Source organism: Amycolatopsis sp. A1MSW2902 (assembly GCF_017312175.1).
In the GTDB taxonomy this organism is placed as follows: domain Bacteria; phylum Actinomycetota; class Actinomycetes; order Mycobacteriales; family Pseudonocardiaceae; genus Amycolatopsis; species Amycolatopsis nivea.
This window is the reverse complement of record NZ_QJPO01000001.1, coordinates 3,871,393-3,894,113: the sequence shown is the minus strand read 5'-3', so window position 1 is coordinate 3,894,113 and position 22,721 is coordinate 3,871,393. Positions and strand designations below refer to the sequence as shown.

Here is a 22,721-nt window from a genome sequence, read left to right as displayed (position 1 = left end):
GAGCGGGGAGGTCGGCGGGCTCAGGGACCTTCGGGATCGACGGCGTCGCGGTCGGCCCAGAACGGCTCCACCAGCGCGCGGATCTGCTCGGCCCCGACCTGCTCGACCAGGTCGACCGCGGCGAGGTTGTCCTCCAGTTGCTCCATCCGGGTCGCGCCGAAAAGCGTCGTGACGTTCGCCGGATGCGTCAGCGTGAAAGCGACCGCGAGCCGCGCCGCGCTCGTGCCGAGTTCTTCCGCGGCTTGCACGACCTTGGGGGCGTCGCGCGTGATCCGCTTGCGGACATCGCCGGGGTCGCGGCCGATCTCGCGGGTCAGCTTGGTGCGCCCGGCGAGGATGCCGCCCTCGAGGACGTCCGAAGCCTGCATGACGAACCCGTCGGCGAACAGCCGGGCGAACGGCTCGCCGTCCGGGATGGACCGGCGGCCGATGCTGTACTTCAGCTGCGCGATCTGGGGACCCGGAACCTGCAGCGCTTCGGCGATTTCGCGCAGCCGCGCGATGTTCCCGGCCGACCAGTTGTTGACGCCCCACGCCCGGATCAGCCCGGAGCGGGAGAGCCCGGCGAGGTCCTCGACCAGGTCCTCCAGCGCGACGTCGTCGCGGCGCAGGTCGCCGAGGATCACCAGGTCCGCGACGTCGAACCCGCCGCGCAGGAACGCGTTTTCCAGCTGCGGCCGGAATCCCTGGTCGCCGAAGCCTTCGATCCACAGCTTCGCCGAGACCAGGTAGTCGTCGCGCGGGATGCGGGCGGCGCGGATGATCGCGCTCCAGAGCACGTCGGTGAACACCGGCGGGTGGCCGGGCATGCCGTAGACGCCGACGTCGAACAGGTTCACGCCGGCCTCGACCGCGGCGCGGATCATCGCGACCGCGTCGGCGAAATCCATCCGGTCGTAGGTGTGCCACGAACCGAGCGAGAGCAGTGAAACGTCCAGACCGGACGTGCCGATCTTGCGGCGGGGCAGGGGCGAGGATGCGGACACGAGACCTCCTTGGCTCGTAACGGGAAAGGGATCAGGGAAGACGGGGGTCGACGACGGCTTTCGTCTCGTCGAGGCGGTGCATGGCCTCGATCCGCTCGCTCGCGCCGCTGAGCCCGACCGGGGTGCCGAACAGCCGGTCCCACGGCATCCGGGAGGCAAACGAACCGAAGAACTCGATCGCGTGGTGGTAATCGGCGATGTCGCCGTTGAGGGAGCCGACGACGGTCAGTTCCTTGCCCATCACCGTGCCGAGCGGGACCGGCGTCGGCTCCGGTCCGGTGCTCCCGACGATCACGACCCGCCCGCGCTGCGCCGCCATCGCGACCGCCTCGCGGCCGATCGACGGCGCGCCGGCGAAGTCCAGCACGAGGTCGCCGCCGTGGCCGCCGGTCAGCTCGGTGACGCGCTCGACGATCGCGTCCGAACCGCCCGCGACCTCGACCACGTCGTCGGCCCCGAATTCCCTCGCCAGCTCCAGACGCGACGCGGGCGCGCCGACGGTGATGACGCTGCCCGCCCCGCTCAGGTGCGCGACCGCGGTCGCGAAGAGGCCCAGCGCGCCGGATCCCTGCACCACCACGCGCGATCCGGGCCGGACGCCGCCGACGCGGTCGAACGCGCGCAGCACGGTTTTCGCCGCGCATCCGGCCATCGCCGCCCAGGTGTCGGGCACCTCGGCGGGCAGCAGCAGCTTCGCCGCGCCCGGGACGACGTAGGCGTATTCGCACAGTCCGGCGGTCGCGAACGGCGCGACGTCCGACCGCTGCAGGAAGCCGTAGCCGCGCCGCGAGCACGCGACCGGTTCGCGCAGCACGGTGCAGCCGTAACACTCGCCGCAGGTGGATTCCGACCAGCCGATCCGGGACCCGGCCTCGATCGCGCGGCCGAGCGCGTCGCGCGTGTCCGGTCCGGCGGCCACCACTTCGCCGACCATTTCGTGGCCCAGCACCATCGGCAGCATGCCCGGGAAACTCATCTTCCCGGACCAGATCTCCACGTCCGTGCCGCACAGCGTCGCGCACGAAACGCGGACCAGCGCCGCGCCCGCTTCGAGCTCGGCGGGCAGCGGGAGTTCGGTCAGCTCCAGCGGCGCGCCGTGCTCGGTCAGCACCGCGGCGCGGGTGGAAGTCGGGACGGTCATGGGAAACCTTTCCGGGGACTGGCGGGCCCTGCGGGGCCGGACGATGGGTTAGTCTACGGACGTCGACAAAAATGTCGAGTCCCCGAATCCCTCCAGGAGCGCCTGTGCCGACCTCAGTTGCGGACCTCGTCTTGCGGGCAGCGGCGGTGCACACCATGGCCGGTGCCGCGCCCGCGACCGCGCTGGCGGTGCGGGACGGACGCGTGCTGCGCGCCGGAACCGACGCCGACCTGCGGGAGCTGATCGGCCCCGGCACGAGAGTGCTCGACCTCGGCGATCGCGCGGTGCTGCCGGGCATCAACGACGCGCACCTGCACGGCGCCTGGCTCGGCGCGCTGTGGCCGGACACCCTGTTCGCCGACGACGGCGCGCCCGGACCCGGCCCGGAAAAGCCCCTGCGCACCGCCGCCGAACGCCGCGCGGCCATCCTCCGCGCGGGCGAAATCCTTGCCGCGCTGGGCATTACGAGCTACACCGAACCCGGCCTCGGCCCGGGGGAGGACGACGGGCACATCGGCGCGTTCGGCATGTCCGTCGTCGAGCAGTACCGGGGTCTGGCCGCCGAAGGACTGCTGCGGGCACGGGTGACCGCGCTCTGGCTGTACGGCGAACTCGACGGCCCGAGCACCTTCGACCGCTTCCGCGCCGGACTGGCCACAGTGGACGGACCGGGCGCCGACCCGCGCCGGCTGAACTTCCGCGGGGTCAAGATCTTCGCCGACGGCATCCCGCCGATGCGCTCGGCCTACACCCACCACTGCTACGCCGACGGCAGCCACGCCCACCTCCTCGTCGGCGGCGCGGACGACCCGGAGCGCGAGGAAAACTTCACCCGGATGGTCCGCACCGCGCACGAAGCCGGACTGCAGGTCGGCGTGCACGCGACCGGCGACCGGGCGATCGAGCTGATGCTGGACGCCGTCGAACAGGCCCGGGAGGAACGCGAGGTCGACCTCGGCCACTACGTCATCCACGGCGACCTGGTGAACGCGGCGCAGCTGAAGCGGATGGCCCGGCTGGGGGTCGGGCTGTCCGCCCAGGCCGGGATCGCCGTGCGCACCGCAGGAGTGGTCGACGCGGCGCTCGGCGCGGGCAGTTCGGCCGCCGCGTGGCCGCTGCAGGAGGCGCTGGACGCCGGGGTCCCGCTGTGCCTGACGTCCGACGCGCCGGTGCTGCCGCCGGACTGGCGCAAGGAAATCGCCGCCGCGGACCAGTGGATGGGGCCCGCCGAGGACGTGCGGCAGCGGATGGAAGCGCTGCTCCGTTGCTACACCGTGCACCCGGCCCAACAGGACGGTGCGGCTTCGTGGAAGGGCACCCTCGAGCCGGGGATGGCGGCCGATCTGTGCGTGCTGTCCGCGGACCCGTTCACGGTGACCCCCGCCGAGCTGCCCGACGTCGAGGTGGACCTGACCGTCCTAGGCGGACAGATCGTCTTCGACCGCTCGTCCGTCGCCTAACGGCCGTGAAGGGCTCCTTGAGGGAATCAGATTCCCTCAAGGAGCCCTTCACGGACAGCTGGCTCAGGTGAGCAGCTGGCCGCCGTCCACCGGGAGGCTTGTCCCGGTGATGTGGGCGGCGGCCGGGCTCGCCAGGAACACCACCGCGGCGGCGACGTCCTCGACCGAAGCCATCCGGCCGTCCGGGATCCGCGCCACCCACGCGTCGTGCGCGGGCGATCCGGGCGGCATTGCCGCGGCGAGCATCGGCGTCGCGACCGGGCCGGGGGCGACGGCGTTGATCCGGATCTTGTGCTCCGCCAGCTCGATCGCCGCCCACCGGGTCAGCGCGTCCACCGCGGCCTTGCTGCTTTCGTAGCCGCCCATTCCCGGCGTCGGCTGCCGCCCGCCGATCGACGACAGGTTCACCACGACGCCCGGCTCACCGCGCGCCACCATCCGGCGGGCGACCAGCTGCGTCATCAGGAACGTGCCGTGCACGTTGGTCGTGAGAATGCGCAGCAGGTCCGCGCCGGGCAGGTCCAGCAACCGGCCGTGGACGCTGAGCAGACCGGCGTTGTTGACCAGGACGTCGACCGGGCCGATCTCGTCGAGCGCCGCGGAGATCGCGGTCTCGTCGGTGATGTCGAGCCGGATTCCGCGCCCGCCAACCGGTTTGGCGGCTTCTTCGGCGCCGTCGAGGTCGGCGAGCACCACGGAATCGCCGGACTGGGCGAAGGCGGCGCCGATCGCGCGGCCGATGCCGCCGGCACCTCCGGTGATCAGCACGGTACGGGCAGCGGGCATCGTCGTTTCCTTTCGCCGGGAGCGAGGTTCGCGGGCTTATAGTATACAAGCGTAGAAAATAAATCCCTTGAACCGCAGGAGGAATCGTGGCGAAGGATCGACCTGGACTGGGCCCGGCGTTCCCGCGCGTGCCGGCGTTGTCGCTCGGCTCGTGGAACACCTGGGACCGGATGGAGTTCGGCGACGCGGTGGCGCTGATCGCCCGCGCGGCCGAACTCGGGCTCGCCTTCTTCGACGTCGCGCACTACGACATGGGCCCGCATGCCGAGGGTTCCACGACCGACCGGATCTTCGGCCGCGCGGTGCGCGAGGCCGGTCTCGCCCGCGAAGACTGGCTCTACTGCGGGAAACTCTGGCTCTGGGACTACCCGAACGTCGGCTTCGCGCAGCAGATGAACACCTCCCTGGAACGCGTCGGGGTGGAGTCGGCCGATCTGGTCGTGGTCGGCGACTACTTCGGCGAAGTCGACCTCGAACGGGTCGTCGCGGACGTCGCGGAGCAGATGGAAGCTGGCCGGTTCCGCGCCTGGGGCGTGAACAATTGGCGCATTGACGATCTGCGCAAAGCTGTTGCCATTGCGCGCAAACGTGGTGTGGAGCCCCCGGTTTTCGCGCAGCTGAAGTACGGACTCGCGCGCCGTTCGATGGCCGAGGGCGAGTTTTACGCGCCGCTCTTCGCTTCCGGCGAGCTGACGCTGCAGGCGTCGGACATTTTCGAAGGCGGGCTGCTCGTGGGGAATCTGCGGCCGAATCGCAAGATCGGCGCGGATGTCGGAGGAATCCGGGAGAAGATCGCCGCCGCTTGGCCTGCGGTGCAACGGATCGCCGAGGAGCTGGAAGCTTCGCCCGCACAGCTGGGAATTGCCTTCTGCCTGGCCAATCCCGTGACCGCGAACGTCCTCGTGGGCGTATCGCGGCTGGCGCAGCTGGAGGACAATGCGGGCGCGCTGGCACTGTTGGAGCGCGTCGGCGCGGACCGGATTCGCGAGCTGACCAAGGAGTTGTGGCTCGATCGCGCAGTCGCCGCCGACGGAACCTGGTGAAGGGGCTGGTGTTTTTTGTCGACGTGCGTAGACTAAAGTTCCCCGGGGTGCCCGGAGAGGCACCCCCGACGCCGTGAGGAGCCGCCACATGACGAAACCAGCGCCGGACCGCATCGTCGACATCGCCATCGGGTACATGGGCGCGAAGCAGTTGTTCGCCGCCTCGCGGATCGGATTGTTCCGCGCGCTCGCCGACGGTCCGCGCACGGCGCCGGAACTCGCCGCCGCCACCGGCAAGGGCGAGCAGTTGACCCGGATCCTCGCCGACGCGATGAACGCGCGCGGCCTGCTGGAGCGCACCGACGGCCGCTACGAGCTGGCCGCCGACGCGCGGGAGTACCTGGGCGGGGACGGCGCTACGGATCTGGCACCGTTCCTGACCTTCCTCAACGAAATCAGCTACGGGCACTGGCTCCAGTTCGACACCACTGTGGACAGTGGCAAACCGGGCGACCTCCAGATGGACGAGGGCCGCTGGGCGACGTTCATGGCGGGTGTGATGCGCTACAACGCGCTGCACGCGTCGATGCTCGCGCGCGCATTCGATTTCTCGCCCTACCGTTCGATGCTCGATCTGGGCGGATTGTCGCCGGAATTCGCGATCGGCGCGCTGCGGGCGAATCCCGCACTGACCGCTCGTTTCGTTTTCGGACCCGAGTCCACGCAAGGGATCACCGACGCGGTGAATGCGGCCGGCTGCGCGGATCGCACGAGCATCGACCCCGCGCCCACGGAATCCGCGGAACCGGGCGGGGAGCACGATCTGGTGATGGTGAACCACGTGGTGCACCGGTTCACCGCGGAGCAGAACCGGAAGATCCTCGCCAACGCGCGCGCGGCCGCCGGGGACGGAGCGACGTTGCTGCTGCTGGACTTCTTCCTCGACGACGGCGAACGGCAGCGTCCGATCGACGCGCTGCACGCGGGGGAGTACTTCGTGATCGACGGGACCGTCGTCTATCCGGAGGCGGAAGTCCGCGAATGGCTGGACGGTGCAGGATGGCGCGTATGCGATGTTCTCGCACTGCCCGGAAGCCCTCGCGTTCTGGTCGCCGACGCCGTCTGAAAACGGCCGCCGGGCCGGGAGATAACAAACGCATCCGGCCCGTTGATTTTTTAGCCGACAATCGTAGACTATCCCGCACCACGGCGAGCCGGGCCGCACTCGCAGGCCCGCCGTTCCCGGCGGGGCGCCGAGCGACCCCGCCGGCGGTCCAGCACCCTGAGAGAGGGACTCAATGACGAGGACAAGGACAGCGGCGTTGTTCGCGGCGGCCGCCGCGGCGCTGCTCGGCATCGCCGGATGCACCGGCTCGGGCGCCGCCGGGGCGGGCGCGGGCACCGACGAGCTGAAGGCGGGCGTGTTCCTCGACGTGACGTCGTGGGACCCGGCCAACGCCGACATCGGCTTCGACGGCCCGTACCTGTCCGCGGTCTACGACCCGCTGGTCGCCTTGGACAAGGACGCCAAGCCGGTCCCCGCGCTCGCGAAGTCGTGGGACTGGTCGGCCGACCGGCTGACCCTGACCATGCACCTGCGCGACGACGTCGCGTTCGACGACGGGCAGAAGTTCGACTCCGCCGCGGCGGTCGAGAACCTCAACCACCTCAAGGCGGGCACCCGGTCCGGACAGGCCTACATCGACGTGAAGAGCGTCGAGGCGAAGGACCCCTCGACGGTCGTGCTCCATCTGTCCGAACGCGACGACGCGCTGCTGTACTTCATGGGCCTCGGGCGCAGCTGGATGGCCTCGCCCAAGGCGATCAAAGCCAAATCGCTCGCCAACGGCCCGGACGGCTCCGGCCCGTACACCTTCGACAAGGCGTCCTCGCAGCCGCAGTCGCAGTACGTCTTCAAGAAGCGCGCGAAGCACTGGGACAGCGCCACCTACCCGTTCCCGACGGTGCGGCTGTTCCCGATCACCGACCAGGCGGCGAGCTTCAACGCGATGCTGTCCGGTCAGCTGAACGTCCAGTTCGCCAACGCGGCCAACCTGCCGAAGGCGCAGCAGAACGGCTGGAATGTCGCGAAGAAACCGGCTTCGTGGGTCGGTGTGCAGTTCGCCGACCGCACCGGCAGCCAGGTGAAGGCGCTCGGCGACCAGCGCGTGCGGCAGGCGATCTCCTACGCTTTCGACGCGGCGGGGATCCTCAAGGCAGTCGGCAACGACGCCGGAACGGTCACCGACCAGCTGTGGCCGAGCGGCAGCCAGGTGTACGACCCAGCGGGCAACGGCAAGTACAAGACCGACCTCGGCAAGGCCAAGCAATTGCTCGCCGAAGCCGGGTATGCGGGCGGGTTCAGCCTGAAGATGCCGATGTCCACGATCTTCCAGGCGTGGCAGCCCGCCGCCGAGCAGACCTTCGGGCAGCTCGGCATCAAGGTCGACTGGCAGAACATGTCGATGCCGGACTACCAGAAGAACGCGCCGACGTACCCGATGTTCCTCGCGGTGATCGCGATGGACGGCAACGACATGGCCACGCTGACCGACCAGGTCACGTCGTCGCAGTGGTACAACCCGAAGCCGTCGGTGGACGCCTTCCCGGAGGTGAAGGCGCTCGTGCAGAAGGCGGAACAGGCCCAGCCGGGCGCGGACCAGACCGCGGCGCTCAAGGAGCTCAACACGAAGCTCGTGGACCTCGCCTGGTGGAACGTCTGGTACCAGGCCGACAACCTCTACTTCAGCGTCAAGGGCATCACCGTCACGCCGATCACCGGCATGATGTTCCCGACGCTGCGGTTCATCCAGCGCGGCTGACGCGCCCGTCGTCCCCGGAGCCGTCCGAAGATTCCACTGTGGACGGCTCCGGGGGAGGAGCCGAACGACATGCTCACATTCATCGTCAAACGCCTGGTGTCCGGGATCCTGCTGCTCGTGCTGGTCACGAGCGGCACGTTCTTCCTGGCGCACACGGCGGTGGGGGACCCGACCGCCGGGCTGCTCGGCAACAGCGCGACCCCCGCGCAGCAGGCGGCGCTGCGCGCCCAGATCGGGTACGACCGGCCGCTGCTCGTCCAGTTCTGGGACTGGCTGTCGCACGCGGCGACCGGCGATTTCGGGACCTCCTGGCGGAATTTCCAGCCGGTCGGCGAACAGATCGCGCTGCGCGTGCCGGTGACGCTGTCAGTCGTCGTCGCCGCGACGCTGCTCGCGGCGGTCCTCGGCGTGCTCGTCGGGGTCATCTGCGGCCTGCGTCCCGGCGGAGTGGTCGACCGCGTGCTGAAGCTCGCGTCGGTGGTGCTGTTCGCGCTGCCCGGGTTCTGGGTCAGCCTCGTGCTCGTCACCTGGTTCGCGATCCAGCTGCAGTGGTTCCCCGCGGTCGGCTACGTGTCGCCGGACCAGTCGTTCGTCGGCTGGCTGCGGTCGATCGCGCTGCCGTCGATCTCGCTGTCGCTCGGCGCGATCGTGATGATCGCCGAACAGCTGCGCAACGGCTTCCTCCAGGTCGCCAACCAGGATTTCGTCCGCACGCTGCGGGCGCGCGGCCTGTCGTCGCGGCGGGTCACAACGCACGTGCTGCGCAACGCCTCGCCGTCCGCGCTGACCGTGCTGGCGCTGATGTTCGTCGGGCTGCTCGGCGGCGCGGTGGTCGTGGAGATCGTGTTCAACCTGCCGGGGATCGGCAGCCTGACGCAGTCGGCGTCGCAGATCGGGGACATCCCGGTGCTGCTCGGCCTGACCGCGGTGACCGTCGTGTTCGTCGTGATCGTCAACTTCCTGCTCGACCTCGTGCTCGGGTGGGTCAACCCGAAGGTGCGCGACCGATGACCGCTGCCCCGTTCCCCGCCACGCTCGCCCCGGTGAAGCGGATTTCCCTGCTGCGCCGGTACTTCCGCCGTCCGGTCGGCGTCGTCGCGCTGGTCGTGTTCGCGCTCGTCGTGCTGGCCGCGGTGTGCGCGGCGTGGCTGGCCCCCTACGACCCGAACCACGTCGACTTCGCGCTCACCCACGCCGAACCCGGCAACGGGCACCTGCTCGGCGGCGACTCCGCCGGACGCGACATCTTCAGCCGGCTGCTCTACGGCGCGCGGACCACGCTGTACGGCGGCGTGATCACCTGCGTCACCGGCGTCGTGCTCGGCGTCCCGACCGGAGTGGTCGCCGGGTACTTCGGCGGCGCGACCGACCGGATCTGCTCGTGGATCAGCGACGCGCTGCAGTCGGTGCCCGGGATGATCGTGCTGCTGGTCGTCGCGGCGGGCACCGGCCAGGACTTCACCGTGCTGATGATCGCGCTCGGCGTGTTCCTCTCGCCCGGCTACTACCGGATCACCCGCGCCCGCGCCCTCACCGTGCGCCGCGAGCCGTACATCGACGCCGCCCGTGTGGCCGGCGTCGGCACGCTGCGCATCCTGCGCACGCACCTGCTGCGCGCGGTGTACGCGCCGATCATCGTGCAGACCGCGCTCACCGCCGGGCTCGCCATCGGCATGCAGGCCGGTCTGCAGTTCCTCGGCATCGGCTCGGCGTCGACGCCCAGCTGGGGCCAGACGATGAACGACGGCTTCCTGAACATGCTGACGTACCCGCTGATCCTGCTGTGGCCGTCGATCGCGCTGGGCGTGACGATCGCCGCGCTGGCGTTCATGGGCTCGACGCTCGCCGACCTGGTCAGCGTCCGCGGGGAACAGCCGACGCGACGGGGCCGGGCGCGGGTGCGGGAAGCGTTGGCCGCTCCCGCCGATTTGCCGTGCGGACCGGTTTCCGGCGAGCACGAGCACGCGGCGGCCGATTGCGCGCTGCGGATCGAGAACCTGCGGGTCGGCTACGCGACGGACAAGGGCGTCAAGGAGGTCGTGCGCGGGGTGTCGCTGGACGCGGCGCCCGGCGAGGTGCTGGGGATCGTCGGCGAATCCGGGTCGGGCAAGACGCAGACGGTGTTCTCCGTGCTCGACCTCCTGCCGCCCGGCGGGACCGCGGTCGCCGACGGGATCTGGGTCGGCGGGCGCGAGGTCGGGAGCGCGGCGGAGCGGGCGAAACTGCTCGGCCGCGAGATCGGGTACGTGCCTCAGGAACCCATGACGAACCTCGACCCGTGCTATCGGATCGGGCACCAGCTCGTCGAGCCGCTGCGTCGGGTGCACGGGCTCGACAAGGCCGCGGCGAAGAAGCGGGCGCGCGAGGTGCTGGAGCGGGTCGGCCTCACCGACCCGGACCGGGTCATGGCGAGCTATCCGCACCAGATCTCCGGCGGCATGGCGCAGCGCGTGCTGATCGCCGGCGCGGTGGCTGGGCGGCCGTCGCTGCTGGTGGCGGACGAGCCGACGACCGCGCTGGACGTGACGGTGCAGGCCGAGGTGCTGGAGCTGCTGCGCGAACTGCAGGCCGAGTACGGGATGGCGCTGGTGATCGTCACGCACAACTTCGGCGTCGTCGCGGACATCTGCGACCGCGTCGTGGTGATGAAGGACGGCCGGATCGTGGAAACCGGCCCGGTGGAACGGATCTTCCGCGCGCCGGAGGACCCTTACACCGCCGAACTGATCAGCGCGTCGCTGGACGACACCGAAGGACGGGACGAGTTGGACGAAGCCTGGGAACGGCGCGGCCTTGCCCACGCGGCCGGAGAGGAGGCCGGGCGATGACCGCTCCGCTGCTCGCGATCGAGGACCTCGTCGTCGACTACCGGCTCAGCCGCCGGGTCCGGTTCCGGGCCCTGAAAGGGATTTCGCTGGACGTGCGGCCGGGCGAATGCGTCGGACTGGTCGGCGAAAGCGGATCGGGAAAGTCCACTTTGGGCAAAGCCGTGCTGGGCCTCGCCGCGCCGGAGTCCGGCCGGATCACCTTCGACGGCGAGGACATCACCCACGCCCGGGGCGCGACGCGACGCCGGCTGGCCAGCGACATCCAGGTGGTGTTCCAGGACCCGTACGGTTCGCTGGACCCGACCATGACCGTCGGCGAAGTGCTTGCCGAACCGCTGGTGGTGGCCGGGACTTCGCGTGCCGACGCCCGCACGGTGGTCGCGGATATGCTCGACCGCGTGCGCCTGCCCGCCGACGCGGTGCACCGGTATCCGGGGGAGTTCTCCGGCGGCCAGCGGCAGCGCATCGCGATCGCGCGGGCACTGGTCCGCCGGCCGCGGCTGATCGTGTGCGACGAGCCGGTGAGCGCGCTCGACCTGACCACCCAGGCGACGATCCTCGACCTGTTCCTGGAACTCCAGCGCGAAACCGGGGTGTCGTACCTGTTCGTGTCGCACGACCTGGGCGTGGTGCACCGGATCTGTCACCGGGTTTCGGTGCTGTACCAGGGAGAGATCGTGGAATCGGGCCCGACGGCGACGGTCACGCGGGCTCCCGAGCACCCCTACACCCAGCGGCTGCTGCTGGCCGCCCCGGTGGCGGACCCGGCACGGCAGGCGCAGAGACGGGCGGCCCGGCTGGGACTCGGGTGAACGATTCTCGGGCCATGGCTTGTGCGTCCGCATTCCCGGGCTCGCCGCTCCCGCGGACGGTCGAGCAGGGTCACATCCGTCGCGGGAGAATACGGGTTAGAGTCTGTAACCATGCCGAAGGTCATCGATCACGATCAGCGACGACGGGAGATCGTCGAGGTCGCCAAAAAGCTGATCATCGAGGGCGGGTTCGAGGCTGCCACGATGCGCAGCATCGTGACCGCGGCCGGGTTCGCGAACGGTGCCCTCAAGCATTACTTCCCCAGCAAGGACAGCATCATCGCGGCTACGTTCGAGAGCGTGCTGCAGGAGACTTCGCAGCGGATGTCCGAACTGGATCCTTCTCTCGGGCCTGTGGAGTCGCTGCGGGGGTTTGTCGAGGCGGCGATTCCGTTCGACGAGCATCAGATCGCATCGGCTCGGGTTTTGCTGGTGTTGTGGGAGCATTCCGTGGCTAATCCGGAGCTTGCTCGGCAGTATCGGGATTTGCTCAATAGCTGGCGGGGGGAGTTGACGGTGCGGATCGCTGCTGCTCGGGGGAAGGGGGAGGCTGCCGATGCTCCGGTTATCGGGGTGCTGGCGGATGAGATTATCGCGGTTTCCATCGGGGCTAATGTGACTAGTTTGATGCATCCGGTGGGGGAGGTTGCGGAGCGGTATCGGGGGTATGTGGACGGGTTGATGGCTCGGATTGGGGATTGAGTTCTCCTTTTCTTCGGCTCGTCGCCTGGCGGCGACATTGCGTGCTTTGGTTGCGTGGGGCACCCCGAAGCTTGATTGTGATGACGGTCCGGGGGTGCTTGTCAAGGCGGGAAAGATGCCTTGACAAGCACCCCCGGACCGCATTGTGGCTTCGTATCGGGGTGCGGGGGTGGTGTGGGTGCCTCGCTCGTTGGGTGTATTGGCTGCGGTTTTCGAGGGCCGGGTGCCTCGATTGCTGGGTGTATTGGCTGCGGTTTCGGGCGCGCGTGGTGGGTGCGTGGCTGGGTTGGATTCGGCGGGTGGCGGTTGGGGTGGGGTTAGCGTCCCAATGTGGCATTGGGTGCGTCAGATGCACCCAATGTGGCGTTCGGTGCGTCGCATGCACCCAATGCCGCATTGGGGGCGCATCCCCGGCGGGCGGGCGGGCGGACGGGGCGGGGCGGTCCGTGAAGGGCTCCTTGAGGGAATCTGGTTCCGTGAAGGGGTCCCTGACGTACGGTGGCGGGCGGGTCGTGAGGGGAACCCTGGGGGAATCAGAGTCAATGAGGGTGGCCCTCACGCAAAGCTGGACCAGGTGACGGGTTTTGTCTACGATTGTAGAATGACTTCCGCGTTTCCGGTCACCCGTACGCTTTCCCGTCGTCCTGTCACCGGGCCTCCGGTCGTGTTGATTCATGGGTTCGCGTCTTCGGCGGCGTGTGATTGGCCTGCGGAGTACTGGGCCGATCCGCTGGCGGCTGCCGGGCGGGAGACGGTTGTGGTGCATTTGCCGGGGCATCCTGGCGGGCCCAAGGTCGCGGAGGCCGAGGAGGTGACCTCGACCTTGGTGGTCGACGCGTTGGCGGATTGTGCTGGTGCGGAAGAGGTCGACGTCGTCGGGTATTCGCTCGGGGCGCGGCTTGCGTGGGATCTCGCGGCGCATCCCAAGGTGTCCGTGCGGCGGTTGGTGCTGGGCGGGTTGAGTCCGCAGGAACCGTTCGCGGCGGTTGATCTCGGGGCGGCGCGGCTGGCGGTCCAGGGCGGGCCGGCGCCGGACGATTCGCTTACTGGCGCGATCGCGGCGATGGCGGCGGCGGGGGACGCGGAGTCGCTGCTGAATCTTGTCGAGGGGTTGGCGAGCGAGCCGTTCGATCCGGGGGCGGGGGTTCCGCGGGTGCCGACGTTGTTCCTCGCGGGGCGGCAGGACTTGATGGCGCACGGGATCGAGCAGCTCGTGGCTCGGGTGCCGGGTGCGCGGCTGCGGCAGGTCGCGGGGGATCACCGCGGTGCGCTGGTGGGGGTCGAGCTGCGGGAGGCGGTGTTCGACTTCCTCGGGGCCGAGGCCGGCTGAGGGCCGAAATGGCCTGAGCGGGCCAGTCGTGCCAGCCTGGGGCCATGACGACACCGGCGCAGCTCCGCAGAACCGCCCTGTCCTACCCGGAAACGGCCGAGCTCGCCGTTGACGGCACGGTCGCGTTCACGGTGCAGGGCAAGGAATTCGCCGCCCTGCGACCGGATCGGCAGGTCGTGCTCCGGATGACCCCGTCCGATGTGGACGAACTGCGCGCCGCCCACCCGACCGCCCGCCGCGTGGCCAGGGCGGGGGCCCGGTTGCCGATCGCGGACCTCAACGGGCAGCAGCTCAACCACTGGGTCCGCCGCGCGTGGCTGGCCCGGGCACCGAAGCGCCTGGCGGCCCCGGTGGCTGCGGCCGGGACCGCCGTGGCAGGGGAGGTGGGAGACTTGCCGAAGGCGATCGGCAGCCCGGCCACCCGGGCACTGCACGGTGCGGGGATCACGACGCTGGCGCAGACCGCCGAGTGGACCGACGCGGAGTTGCTCGCCCTGCACGGCGTGGGTCCGAAGGCGGTGCGGCTCCTTCGCGAGGAGGCGCAACACTAGAACTGGGCGCTCGCGGATGCGGTCAGCGGCGCAGCCGGACAGCCGTGGCCATGAGCGGTGCCAGAACGGCGGTCGCTGCGGCCCCGAGCGGGGTGTTCGTGGCGAGGATCCATTTGACCGTCTTCATCGCCAAGGTCAGCACCTCGCTGCCGCGCTGGCGCATCTCGGCTTCGAACCGTTCGACGGCGGTGCTGCGGTCGGTTTCGGACAGGTGCTTCACCAGGCTCGCGGCGTCGCGAATCGCCGCGCCCGCGCCCATCCCCGCGGTGGGCGGGGTGGCGTGGACGGCGTCGCCAAGGGCGGTGATCCGGCCTGCGGGCCAGGGCGCGAGATCGGCGGCCCGGGTGGAGGCGGCGTTGAACCGGAAGGCGGCGACGCTGTCCGGGTCGGCCTTGGCGATGACCTCCAGGCTCCGCTCGGCCCAGCGTCGCTCGCGGAAGTTGTTCAGGAGTGCGGACTGCAGTTCGCGGCCGCGCAGGGTGCGCAGGGAACCGGCGGGGTCGGGGAGCATCGCGCCCCAGATGTAGGTCGGTCCGGTGGTGACGGACATCCGGAGTTCGGGAGCGTCGAGCGCGGCATTGCCTACTGGGTCGAGGAAACCGACGTACAGCGCGGCTCCGTGCGGTGCGATGGCGGTGCCGGAACGCGAGCGCAAGCGTTGCTGTTCGGCAGGGCTCAGGTCGGCGCGGCGGGTGCGGCCGGAGAATCCGATGATGCCTGCCGGACTGTTCGTCGGGCCGCCCGCCAAGTGCCGGGCGACCACCGAATGGGCGCCGTCCGCGCCTACCACCAGGTCTGCTGAGACGGGTGCGGCATCGGCGAACAACACTCGAGGACCGTCCTGGCTGACACCGGACACCGTGCGGCCCAAGTGCAAGTCGTCGCCGACGGCTTCGGCCAGCAGCGCGCGCAAGGTGATCCGGTCGATGTCCACGCTGCCGCTGTCGCTCAGATCCGGACCCTGCCCGAGAAGCCGGCCGCGGCGGTCCCAGAACGCGTCCCGCTCGCGCAGCCGCAGCGCCGAGCCGGACGCGAGCAACCGCTGCATGATCTTCGGTTCCACCAATTCCGTCAGCGCGGATTGCGCCCGGTCGTCCAGCGTGAGGTGGTAGCCGCCGGTCGCGGTCACGTCGGTGTCGCGGTCGAACACCGTCACCTCGAATCCCCGGCGGCACAAGCCCGCGCCCAGTGCCAGCCCGCCGATTCCGCCGCCGACTACCGCTACTCGCATGTCTGTCCTTCCGCTCTTTCTGGAACGGAACCGACTTTGCCCGGGGTACTGGACACCGAGTGACCAGTACATGATGAGGCGATGGCGAACACCTCGCACCGCGCGCTCCGGTTGCTGTCTCTGCTCGGCTCCGGACGGGTGTGGCCGCTGCGCGAACTCGCCGCGCGGCTCGAGGCGAGCGAACGCACCGTCCGCCGTGACATCGAAACCCTGCGCGGGCTCGACTACTCGATCGCGACCGTGCACGGTCCCGACGGCGGCTACCGTCTCGGCAGCGGAAACACGTTGCCGCCGTTGCTGTTCGACCACGACCAGGCCCTCGCGGTGGCAGTTGCGCTGCAGACCGCGCCCAGCACGATGTTCGGGTTGGGCGACGACGCTTCCCGCGCGCTGGCGACGCTGCACCAGGTCATGCCGCCTGCCCTCCGGGCCTCGATGGAATCCCTGCGCCTGACCCGGCTGCGCAACTACTGGGAGTTTCCCGGACCGCCGATCGATCCGGAGGCGCGCACCGCCGTCGGAACCGCGGTGCGCCGCCGTCGCGTGCTCATCGCCGAAATTCTGCGCCCGGACGGCAGCCGACCCCATCCCGGCGACGCAGACTTCCAGCCTGCCCACCGGATCGAGCCGCACCACTTGGTCGTCTGGGCCGCGCGGTGGTACCTGGTCGCGTACGACCGCACCGACAGCCAATGGCGAGTGCACCGGGTCGACCGGCTGCGTCCCCGGCCGACCACGGCGCGGTTCGCCGCCCGCGAGCTCCCGGCCGACGACCTGGCCCAGTTCGTGATGAGCACGCACGACCGCGGCGACAGCCCGGAGGAGTGGCCGTGCACCGGCTCCGCCCGGCTCAACCTCCCGGCGGATGTAGTCGCCCGCTGGGCGCCGGGCGGGTCGGTCGTCGAACACCTCGACGGCCAGCATTCGCGGCTCACGCTCGGCGCTTGGTCGTGGGCCGGGATCGCCGGGATTCTGGCCACTTTCGATGCCGAAATGACTGAGGTCCGGCCGGTGGAACTCGGGGAAGCTTGCCGTCGGCTTACCCGGCGGTGGGCCAAAATCGCGGCCGAGTAAGCGTTAGTGCTCCGCTGAATCCGCCCCGGTAGGCGCGGGATCCGGCGGGTCTCCCTCGAAACCGTTCGCCCAGTAACGGCCGCGCAGCGAAAGGTTCTGCAGCATCCCGGTGGCCTCTTCCGCCGACATCGGCGCCGGGTCCGTTTCCAGCCACCAGCGCAGGACGGCCAGCTGTTCCCCGACCCACGCCCTGGCCAGCACGCCGAGGTCGATGCGGGGCTTGACGTCGTGGTGGTCGGCCCGGGACTTGAACACCGAGCACACCGCGTCGATGCGCGCGTCGGTGAATTGCCGCAGTGCCCGGCCGTCGCCCTCGCCGCGCAGGATGAGCAGGTACAGGTCCCGGTTCTCGCGGGCGTGGCGGAACAGTTCGAGCGCCGGTTTGCCGGTGAAGCCCACTGAGGACGCCGGGACCAGCGGGCGCAGCCGTTCGTCCAGTTCCTCCTGGAGTTCGGTGACGACGTGGCGCAGCAGGGCGTCCTTGTCCGGGTAGTGGCTGTAGAACGTCGCGCGGCCCAGATCGGCCCGTTCGGTGATGTCCTCCACCGTCACGTTGGCATATCCGCGTTCGAGCACCAGCGACACCAGCGCGTCGCGGAGCAGCCCGCGGGTGCGGCGGGTCCGTCGGTCAGTCGTCGGCAAGGGGCCCCCTTCGGTCGTTGCCGGCCCGAGTGTAGCGAACTGTTGACACCGCGACTGTTAATAGACACAGTGTTCAGCATTGGTCAATCTGACGGAAAACAGGGAGTCGGCGTGAACCTGGGCAGCTATGTCACCCGTGCCAGCACGTTCTGGCCCGATCAGCAGGCGCTGGTGTGCGGGGAGCGGCGGTGGTCCTACCGCGAGCTGGAGGAGCGGACCAACCGGCTGGCGTCCGCCCTGCTCGCGTCCGGCGTCGAGCCCGGGCAGGCGGTTGCCACCTTCTCCGGCAACAGCGCGGAGCTGGTGGAGACCGAGATCGCTTGCTACAAGGGCGGTTTCCTGCGCGTGCCGATCAGCGCGCGGCTGTCCGCGGGCGAGGTCGAGCACATCCTGGCGGACGCGGACGTGCGGGTGCTGCTGGTCGACGCCGAGCACGCCGAAGCGGCGCAGAAGGCGGCTGCCGGGACGGCGTGCGCGCTGATCGATTACGACGGCCGTACGCCGGATGCCCGCTCCTATGCAGACGTGCTGGCGGCGGGGTCGCCGGAGCCGGTCGCGGTCGAGGTGAGCGCGGACGACCCGTCGGTTCTGCACTTCACTTCCGGGTCCACAGGGAAGCTCAAGGCCGCCGTGCAGACTAACGGGAACCGGCTGGCGAACATGCGCAAGCGGCTGATGAGCCCGGAAGGCGCGCCGTCCGCGACGGAGCGGTATCTCGCGGCTGGTCCGATCACGCACGCCACGGGAATGGGTTTGCTGGCGGCCTTTTCCCGCGGGGCGACCGCGGTGGTGCTGCCGCGGTTCGGTGCCGTGGAGTTTCTGGAGGCGGTCGAGAAGGAGCGGATCACCTCGACGTTCCTGGTGCCGGTGATGCTGAACATGGTGCTGTCGCATCCCGGCCTGGGCGACTTCGACCTGTCCTCGCTCCGCTGCCTGCGGGTGGGCGGCGCGCCGGTGTCGCCGCAGCGGTTGCGCGACGCGGTCGCGGCGTTCGGCCCGGTGGTGATGCAGGGGTACGGCCAGGGCGAGACCACCAGCGGCGTCACGGTGCTGACCTGCGCCGACGTGGTGCGCGGGATTGAGGGGGACCCGGAGCTGCTGTCCTCGGCCGGGCGGCCGTTGTTCGACTCCGAGGTCCGGGTGGTCGACGACGAGGGACGTCCGGTGCCCGCCGGGGAGCTCGGCGAGGTGGTGGTGCGCGGGCCGGACTGCGTGACCGAGTACTGGCATGAACCGGACCTGTCGGCGGAGACGTTCCGCGACGGCTGGGTCTACACCGGCGACATCGGCTACCTGCGCGCCGACGGCTATCTGTTCATTGTGGACCGCAAGAAGGACATGATCATTTCCGGCGGCTACAACATCTTCTGCACCGAAGTGGAATCCGTGCTCTACGAGCATCCCGCCGTATCCGAGGCGTGCGTGGTGGGTGTGCCCGACGAGAAGTGGGGCGAAGCAGTGAAGGCGGTCGTCGTCCGCCGTTCCGACGCGACCGCCGAGGAACTGATCGAGTTCTGCGCGGAACGGTTGGCACGCATCAAGAAACCCCGCTCGGTGGATTTCGCCGACGAACTCCCGGTGAACCGCAACGGCAAGATCGACCGGCGCGCGGTGCGGGACCGGTATTGGGCGGGCGAAGCCCGGAAAGTCCACTGAGGAGGCCCCGCATGTCCTTCACCCTCACCCCGGCCTACGACGACAACCCGCGGCTCGCGGAACTCGTCGGCCGGCTGCGCGAATACCTGGCGGGCGAACTCGCCGACTACGAGGCCACGCTCGGGCTGACCCCGGAGACCCCGCTGACCCGGGCCATGATCGAACCGGTGTGGAAACGCTGCCGCGAACTGGGTTTCTACGGCGTCCACCTGCCCAGCGAGTACGGCGGACTCGACCTGAGCTACACCGAACTCGCCGCGCTCAAGGAGGAGGTCGGCGCGTCCGGCCGGATCCTCTACCACTGCGTCCTCGGCGACTTCGGCGGCCCGCTGCGCGCCGGCGCGATCTTCACGACGGCCACCGAGGAACAGCGCGAGCGGTATCTGCTGCCGGTCGTCCGCGGGGAACGCGCGTGCTGTTTCTCGCTCACCGAAACCAATGCCGGGTCGGACGTGCGGGCCATGCGCACCACGGCGACCCCGGACGGCGACGGCTGGCGGATCAGCGGCCACAAGGTCTTCTCCTCGGCGGGACCGATCGCGGACTTCTCCGTGCTGGTCGCCCGGATGGCGGGGAAGGACGAGAGCTACTCGGCCTTCCTGGTCGACCTGGATTCGCCGGGCTGCACGGTCGCCGACGGCGAGGTTCCGATGTCCGGCCAGCACGTCGAGTCCGACATCATCCTCGACAACTGCTACGTCGGCCCGCAGCAGCTGCTCGGCCGCGTCGGCGACGGGCTGCGCATCGGGCTCGGCCGGGTCACCACGAACCGGCTGCTGCACTGCCCGACGGTCCTCGGCCACGCGCGTCGCGCGCTGGAACTCACCATCGAATTCGCCCGCACCCGCCAGGTGTTCGGCGGCCCGCTGGCGGCGCTGCAGTCGATCCAGCACAAGATCGCCGACATGGCCACCGCGTACTACGCGGCCCGCGCGATGACGTACGACGCACTGTCCGAATTGGACTCCGGGAGCAAGCCGAGCACGGAGGCGTTCATGTGCAAACTGTTCGTGGCGGAGAACGCCTTCCGCATCGCGGACGAGGCGGTGCAGATCCACGGCAAGGCCGGGCTCGTGCGCGGGGCCGAGGTCGAGTGGCTGTTCCGGCGGCTGCGGATGTTCCGCGTGCTGACCGGATCGTCGGAGATCCAGAAGAACGGCATCGCCAAAGCCCTGCTCCAGCCGTCCGGGACACAGCGGTGAAGCCCGCCGGGACCCGGCCGCGTCCGGCCGCGCCGGCGGACGGGGCCGCGGGGAGCACTTGGCTGCGCCGCTGGTCGGTGGTGGGCATGCTGCTGCTGTTCATGCTGATCAACTACGGCGACAAGACCGTCCTCGGGCTGGCCGCGCGCCCGATCATGCACGAGTTCGGGCTGAGCCCGTCGCAGTACGGGTTGCTGTCGAGTTCGTTCTTCTTCCTGTTCAGCGTGTGCGCGCTGGCGGTCGGCCTCGCGTCGAGCCGGATTTCGACCCGGTGGATCCTGCTGGTGCTCGCGCTGGTCTGGGCGGTCACGCAGGTTTCGGTTGTCGCGGCGAGCGGGATCGGGCTGTTGCTGGTGAGCCGGATCGCGCTCGGTGCCGCCGAAGGGCCAGCGCAGCCGATGGCGCTGCACGCCGCGCACAGCTGGTTCCCCAACGCCAAACGCAACATCCCGAGCGCGCTGATCGTGGGCGGCGGCGCGCTGGGCGGGGCGATCGCGACCCCGCTGCTCACCGTGGTGATCGTGCACTTCGGCTGGCGGGCCGCGTTCCTGGCGATGTTCCTGGTCGGCTGCGTGTGGTGCGTGCTGTGGCTGGTGATCGGCCGCGACGGCCCGGTCGACCGCGCCCCGGCCGGCGCGGCCCCGGCCGCCCGCGTCCCGTACCGGCGGATCCTGCTCTCCGGAACGTGGCTCGGCGGGTTCACCGGAGCGTTCGGCGCGTACTGGACTTCCACGCTGATGGTCGCCTGGCTGCCCACCTACCTGGAAACCGCGCTCGGCTACAGCACCGGCGAGGCGGCCGCGATCGCGACGATTCCATGGCTGGCCGGGCTGCTCCTGACCTTCGCGCACGGCGCGATCACCCAGTGGCTGCTGCACCTCGGCGTGCCCAGCCGGATCGCCCGCGGCATTCTCGGCGGGTGCGTGCTGATCCTGGCGGGCTTGGCGATGGTGCTGCTGCCGACGGTCACGCAGCCCGCGCTGCGGATCGTCCTCATCGCGGTCGCGTTCAGCTTCCACGGCGTCACCTTCGCCAACGGCCAGACGGTCAACAGCGAGATCAGCCCGCCCGCCCAGCGCGGCGCGGTGCTGTCGGTCAGCGTCGCGCTGGTCACCATCGCCGGACTGCTCGCGCCCTACGTCACCGGCCGGCTGGTCGAGGCCGCGGACGGGCCCGCCGCCGGATTCGCGACCGCCTTCGCCATTCCCGGAGTCCTGATGATGGCGGGCGGGCTGGCCGCCCTGTTCTTCGTCCGTCCGGAACGCGATGCCCGGCGCATCGCGGCACTCGCCGTAGCCAAGGAGAAACCGTGACCAATCCGTACACAGTGGACAACGCGTACTGGAGCCGCGGCTACGTCGACCCGGCGTTCGTCCGCCTCGGCATGACCCGCGCCAGGGAAACCGGCCCGACCCGGCGGGTGTGGCGCGGCGCGGGCCCGCGCCGGGACCTGCGCGAGGACCACGAAGACCTGGACAACCTGCTCGTCACCCCGCGGACCGGGGACCCGGCCGTCAAGCTCACCGAATTCCTCTCCGGCGCGGAGACCGACGCGATCCTGGTGGCGCACCGGGGAAAGATCGTCTACGAGCGGTACTTCCACGGCATGCGGCCCCACGACGTGCACCTGTCCGCGTCGGTGGCGAAGTCGTGGACCGGACTGCTCGCCGCGCTGCTCATCGACGAAGGCGCACTTGACGCCGATCAGCCGTTGTCCCACTACGCGCCCGAGCTCGGCGGCACGGCATTCGGCGACGCCACGATCCACCACCTGCTGCACATGGGCACCGCCATGGACTACGGCGGTCGGCCGTTCTGCAAACCCCTTGAAGCGCAACGGTATTTCGCCGCGGTCGGCATCGTTCCCCGTCCCGCTGGGTTCACCGGACCGACGAGCGTCAAGGAACATCTGGCCACCGCACGGGCCGTCGCACCACCGGGAACCGAATTCCGCTACGACAACGGCAACACCGAGGCCGTCGCCGAAGCCCTTCGCCGCGTCACCGGGGTCAGCCTCGCCGAACTCTGGAGCGAACGGGTCTGGGCCCGGCTGGGCGCGGACGAGGACGGCGCGTACTGCCTGGACTCCACCGGGACGGAGATCGCGTGCGGCCGCTACAGCGCCACCTTGCGCGATCTGGCCCGGGTAGGGGAGATGCTGCGCCGCGGCGGGACGGTCGGTGACCAGCAGCTCGTGCCGGAACACATCGTCGCCGACCTGACCAACGTGCCGCCGGGCCCCGCTCAGCGCGCTCTGCCGACCGGTGGCGCGCGGCCGATCGGGTACCACAATTTCTGGTGGGTCCCCGGCGACGGCCACGGCACGTTCGGCGCGCGCGGCATCCACGGGCAGCGGCTGCAGGTCAGTCCGGGGCGGGAACTGGTGATCGCCCACTACGGCTCGCACGTGATGTCGCCGTCCGTTCCGGTGCCGGCGCTGGAAGCGGTGTTCGCCCAGATCGGCGACCATCTGACCGGATAAGACAGACCGTTCTCTCTGCTAGCGTGGGTTTTG

At 70.0% G+C, this 22,721-nt stretch carries 20 protein-coding genes; 15 read left to right on the top strand and 5 right to left on the bottom strand.

The features are described from left to right. Positions 1 to 20: 20 nt before the first annotated feature. Complete coding sequence (locus tag DMP23_RS17910) at positions 21 to 986, bottom strand: aldo/keto reductase (protein WP_337821782.1); 966 nt, start codon at positions 984 to 986, stop codon at positions 21 to 23. Between the two features lie 31 nt (positions 987 to 1,017). Continuing rightward, on the bottom strand, positions 1,018 to 2,127 hold the full coding sequence (locus DMP23_RS17905; RefSeq protein WP_337821781.1) for a zinc-binding dehydrogenase: 1,110 nt from the start codon (positions 2,125 to 2,127) through the stop codon (positions 1,018 to 1,020). A gap of 104 nt (positions 2,128 to 2,231) precedes the next feature. Here DMP23_RS17905 and DMP23_RS17900 point away from each other — a divergent pair, with 104 nt between their 5' ends. Then, positions 2,232 to 3,587, top strand: coding sequence for an amidohydrolase (locus tag DMP23_RS17900; RefSeq protein ID WP_337821780.1), 1,356 nt, complete (start codon positions 2,232 to 2,234; stop codon positions 3,585 to 3,587). 63 nt (positions 3,588 to 3,650) lie between these two features. Here the strand turns inward: DMP23_RS17900 and DMP23_RS17895 are convergent, their stop codons facing one another. Next, the gene (locus tag DMP23_RS17895) at positions 3,651 to 4,373 is read right to left on the bottom strand and encodes an SDR family NAD(P)-dependent oxidoreductase (RefSeq protein ID WP_337821779.1); all 723 of its coding nucleotides are present in this window, start codon (positions 4,371 to 4,373) and stop codon (positions 3,651 to 3,653) included. Positions 4,374 to 4,459: 86 nt separating this feature from the next. On the opposite strand from DMP23_RS17895, the gene DMP23_RS17890 reads away from it, so the two are divergent. The 9 genes from DMP23_RS17890 (at position 4,460) to DMP23_RS17850 (ending at position 14,401) form a co-directional block, all read left to right on the top strand. Further along, positions 4,460 to 5,416, top strand: coding sequence for an aldo/keto reductase (locus DMP23_RS17890; protein WP_337821778.1), 957 nt, complete (start codon positions 4,460 to 4,462; stop codon positions 5,414 to 5,416). An 88-nt stretch (positions 5,417 to 5,504) separates the two neighbouring features. Continuing rightward, complete coding sequence (locus DMP23_RS17885; protein WP_337821777.1) at positions 5,505 to 6,482, top strand: methyltransferase family protein; 978 nt, start codon at positions 5,505 to 5,507, stop codon at positions 6,480 to 6,482. A 172-nt stretch (positions 6,483 to 6,654) separates the two neighbouring features. Beyond that, positions 6,655 to 8,178, top strand: coding sequence for an ABC transporter substrate-binding protein (locus tag DMP23_RS17880; RefSeq protein ID WP_337821776.1), 1,524 nt, complete (start codon positions 6,655 to 6,657; stop codon positions 8,176 to 8,178). 69 nt (positions 8,179 to 8,247) lie between these two features. Then, the gene (locus DMP23_RS17875) at positions 8,248 to 9,189 is read left to right on the top strand and encodes an ABC transporter permease (protein ID WP_037806414.1); all 942 of its coding nucleotides are present in this window, start codon (positions 8,248 to 8,250) and stop codon (positions 9,187 to 9,189) included. Then, positions 9,186 to 11,006 (top strand): dipeptide/oligopeptide/nickel ABC transporter permease/ATP-binding protein, encoded by a 1,821-nt coding sequence (locus DMP23_RS17870; protein WP_337821775.1) that lies wholly within the window; start codon positions 9,186 to 9,188, stop codon positions 11,004 to 11,006. The genes DMP23_RS17875 and DMP23_RS17870 overlap by 4 nt, the downstream gene beginning before the upstream one ends. Further along, complete coding sequence (locus tag DMP23_RS17865; protein ID WP_134662929.1) at positions 11,003 to 11,818, top strand: ABC transporter ATP-binding protein; 816 nt, start codon at positions 11,003 to 11,005, stop codon at positions 11,816 to 11,818. The genes DMP23_RS17870 and DMP23_RS17865 overlap by 4 nt, the downstream gene beginning before the upstream one ends. Before the next feature lie 111 nt (positions 11,819 to 11,929). Continuing rightward, positions 11,930 to 12,520: a TetR/AcrR family transcriptional regulator gene (locus tag DMP23_RS17860; protein WP_238606570.1), complete on the top strand. Its 591-nt coding sequence runs from the start codon at positions 11,930 to 11,932 to the stop codon at positions 12,518 to 12,520. A 601-nt stretch (positions 12,521 to 13,121) separates the two neighbouring features. Next, positions 13,122 to 13,850 (top strand): alpha/beta fold hydrolase, encoded by a 729-nt coding sequence (locus tag DMP23_RS17855; RefSeq protein ID WP_337821774.1) that lies wholly within the window; start codon positions 13,122 to 13,124, stop codon positions 13,848 to 13,850. A gap of 44 nt (positions 13,851 to 13,894) precedes the next feature. Next, positions 13,895 to 14,401 carry a hypothetical protein gene (locus DMP23_RS17850; protein WP_337821773.1) on the top strand — a complete coding sequence of 169 codons (507 nt, stop codon included), beginning with the start codon at positions 13,895 to 13,897 and terminating at the stop codon, positions 14,399 to 14,401. 22 nt (positions 14,402 to 14,423) lie between these two features. Here DMP23_RS17850 and DMP23_RS17845 read toward each other — a convergent pair whose 3' ends face one another. Continuing rightward, complete coding sequence (locus tag DMP23_RS17845) at positions 14,424 to 15,632, bottom strand: FAD-dependent oxidoreductase (RefSeq protein WP_337821772.1); 1,209 nt, start codon at positions 15,630 to 15,632, stop codon at positions 14,424 to 14,426. A gap of 81 nt (positions 15,633 to 15,713) precedes the next feature. On the opposite strand from DMP23_RS17845, the gene DMP23_RS17840 reads away from it, so the two are divergent. Then, positions 15,714 to 16,706, top strand: coding sequence for a helix-turn-helix transcriptional regulator (locus tag DMP23_RS17840; protein WP_337821771.1), 993 nt, complete (start codon positions 15,714 to 15,716; stop codon positions 16,704 to 16,706). A gap of 3 nt (positions 16,707 to 16,709) precedes the next feature. Here DMP23_RS17840 and DMP23_RS17835 read toward each other — a convergent pair whose 3' ends face one another. Further along, positions 16,710 to 17,348 carry a TetR/AcrR family transcriptional regulator gene (locus DMP23_RS17835; protein WP_037806403.1) on the bottom strand — a complete coding sequence of 213 codons (639 nt, stop codon included), beginning with the start codon at positions 17,346 to 17,348 and terminating at the stop codon, positions 16,710 to 16,712. A gap of 111 nt (positions 17,349 to 17,459) precedes the next feature. Between DMP23_RS17835 and DMP23_RS17830 the strand changes: the two genes are divergently transcribed. From DMP23_RS17830 to DMP23_RS17815, 4 genes are read left to right on the top strand one after another with little or no spacing between them, the layout of a single operon-like run. Continuing rightward, on the top strand, positions 17,460 to 19,004 hold the full coding sequence (locus tag DMP23_RS17830; protein WP_337821770.1) for an acyl-CoA synthetase: 1,545 nt from the start codon (positions 17,460 to 17,462) through the stop codon (positions 19,002 to 19,004). An 11-nt stretch (positions 19,005 to 19,015) separates the two neighbouring features. After that, positions 19,016 to 20,206, top strand: coding sequence for an acyl-CoA dehydrogenase family protein (locus tag DMP23_RS17825; protein ID WP_337821769.1), 1,191 nt, complete (start codon positions 19,016 to 19,018; stop codon positions 20,204 to 20,206). Further along, on the top strand, positions 20,203 to 21,519 hold the full coding sequence (locus DMP23_RS17820) for an MFS transporter (RefSeq protein WP_337821768.1): 1,317 nt from the start codon (positions 20,203 to 20,205) through the stop codon (positions 21,517 to 21,519). Before DMP23_RS17825 ends, DMP23_RS17820 begins: the two co-directional genes overlap by 4 nt. Then, positions 21,516 to 22,688, top strand: a complete 1,173-nt coding sequence (locus DMP23_RS17815; RefSeq protein WP_337821767.1) for a serine hydrolase domain-containing protein — start codon at positions 21,516 to 21,518, stop codon at positions 22,686 to 22,688. Before DMP23_RS17820 ends, DMP23_RS17815 begins: the two co-directional genes overlap by 4 nt. Positions 22,689 to 22,721 lie beyond the last annotated feature (33 nt).

Excerpts from the sequence above, each read along its gene's own strand:
- DMP23_RS17905 (WP_337821781.1), bottom strand. The coding sequence starts at position 2,127 with ATGACCGTCCCGACTTCCACCCGCGCCGCGGTGCTGACCGAGCACGGC.
- DMP23_RS17895 (WP_337821779.1), bottom strand. The coding sequence starts at position 4,373 with ATGCCCGCTGCCCGTACCGTGCTGATCACCGGAGGTGCCGGCGGCATC.
- DMP23_RS17885 (WP_337821777.1), top strand. The coding sequence starts at position 5,505 with ATGACGAAACCAGCGCCGGACCGCATCGTCGACATCGCCATCGGGTAC.
- DMP23_RS17880 (WP_337821776.1), top strand. The coding sequence starts at position 6,655 with ATGACGAGGACAAGGACAGCGGCGTTGTTCGCGGCGGCCGCCGCGGCG.
- DMP23_RS17875 (WP_037806414.1), top strand. The coding sequence starts at position 8,248 with ATGCTCACATTCATCGTCAAACGCCTGGTGTCCGGGATCCTGCTGCTC.
- DMP23_RS17870 (WP_337821775.1), top strand. The coding sequence starts at position 9,186 with ATGACCGCTGCCCCGTTCCCCGCCACGCTCGCCCCGGTGAAGCGGATT.
- DMP23_RS17865 (WP_134662929.1), top strand. The coding sequence starts at position 11,003 with ATGACCGCTCCGCTGCTCGCGATCGAGGACCTCGTCGTCGACTACCGG.
- DMP23_RS17860 (WP_238606570.1), top strand. The coding sequence starts at position 11,930 with ATGCCGAAGGTCATCGATCACGATCAGCGACGACGGGAGATCGTCGAG.
- DMP23_RS17855 (WP_337821774.1), top strand. The coding sequence starts at position 13,122 with ATGACTTCCGCGTTTCCGGTCACCCGTACGCTTTCCCGTCGTCCTGTC.
- DMP23_RS17850 (WP_337821773.1), top strand. The coding sequence starts at position 13,895 with ATGACGACACCGGCGCAGCTCCGCAGAACCGCCCTGTCCTACCCGGAA.
- DMP23_RS17845 (WP_337821772.1), bottom strand. The coding sequence starts at position 15,632 with ATGCGAGTAGCGGTAGTCGGCGGCGGAATCGGCGGGCTGGCACTGGGC.
- DMP23_RS17840 (WP_337821771.1), top strand. The coding sequence starts at position 15,714 with ATGGCGAACACCTCGCACCGCGCGCTCCGGTTGCTGTCTCTGCTCGGC.
- DMP23_RS17825 (WP_337821769.1), top strand. The coding sequence starts at position 19,016 with ATGTCCTTCACCCTCACCCCGGCCTACGACGACAACCCGCGGCTCGCG.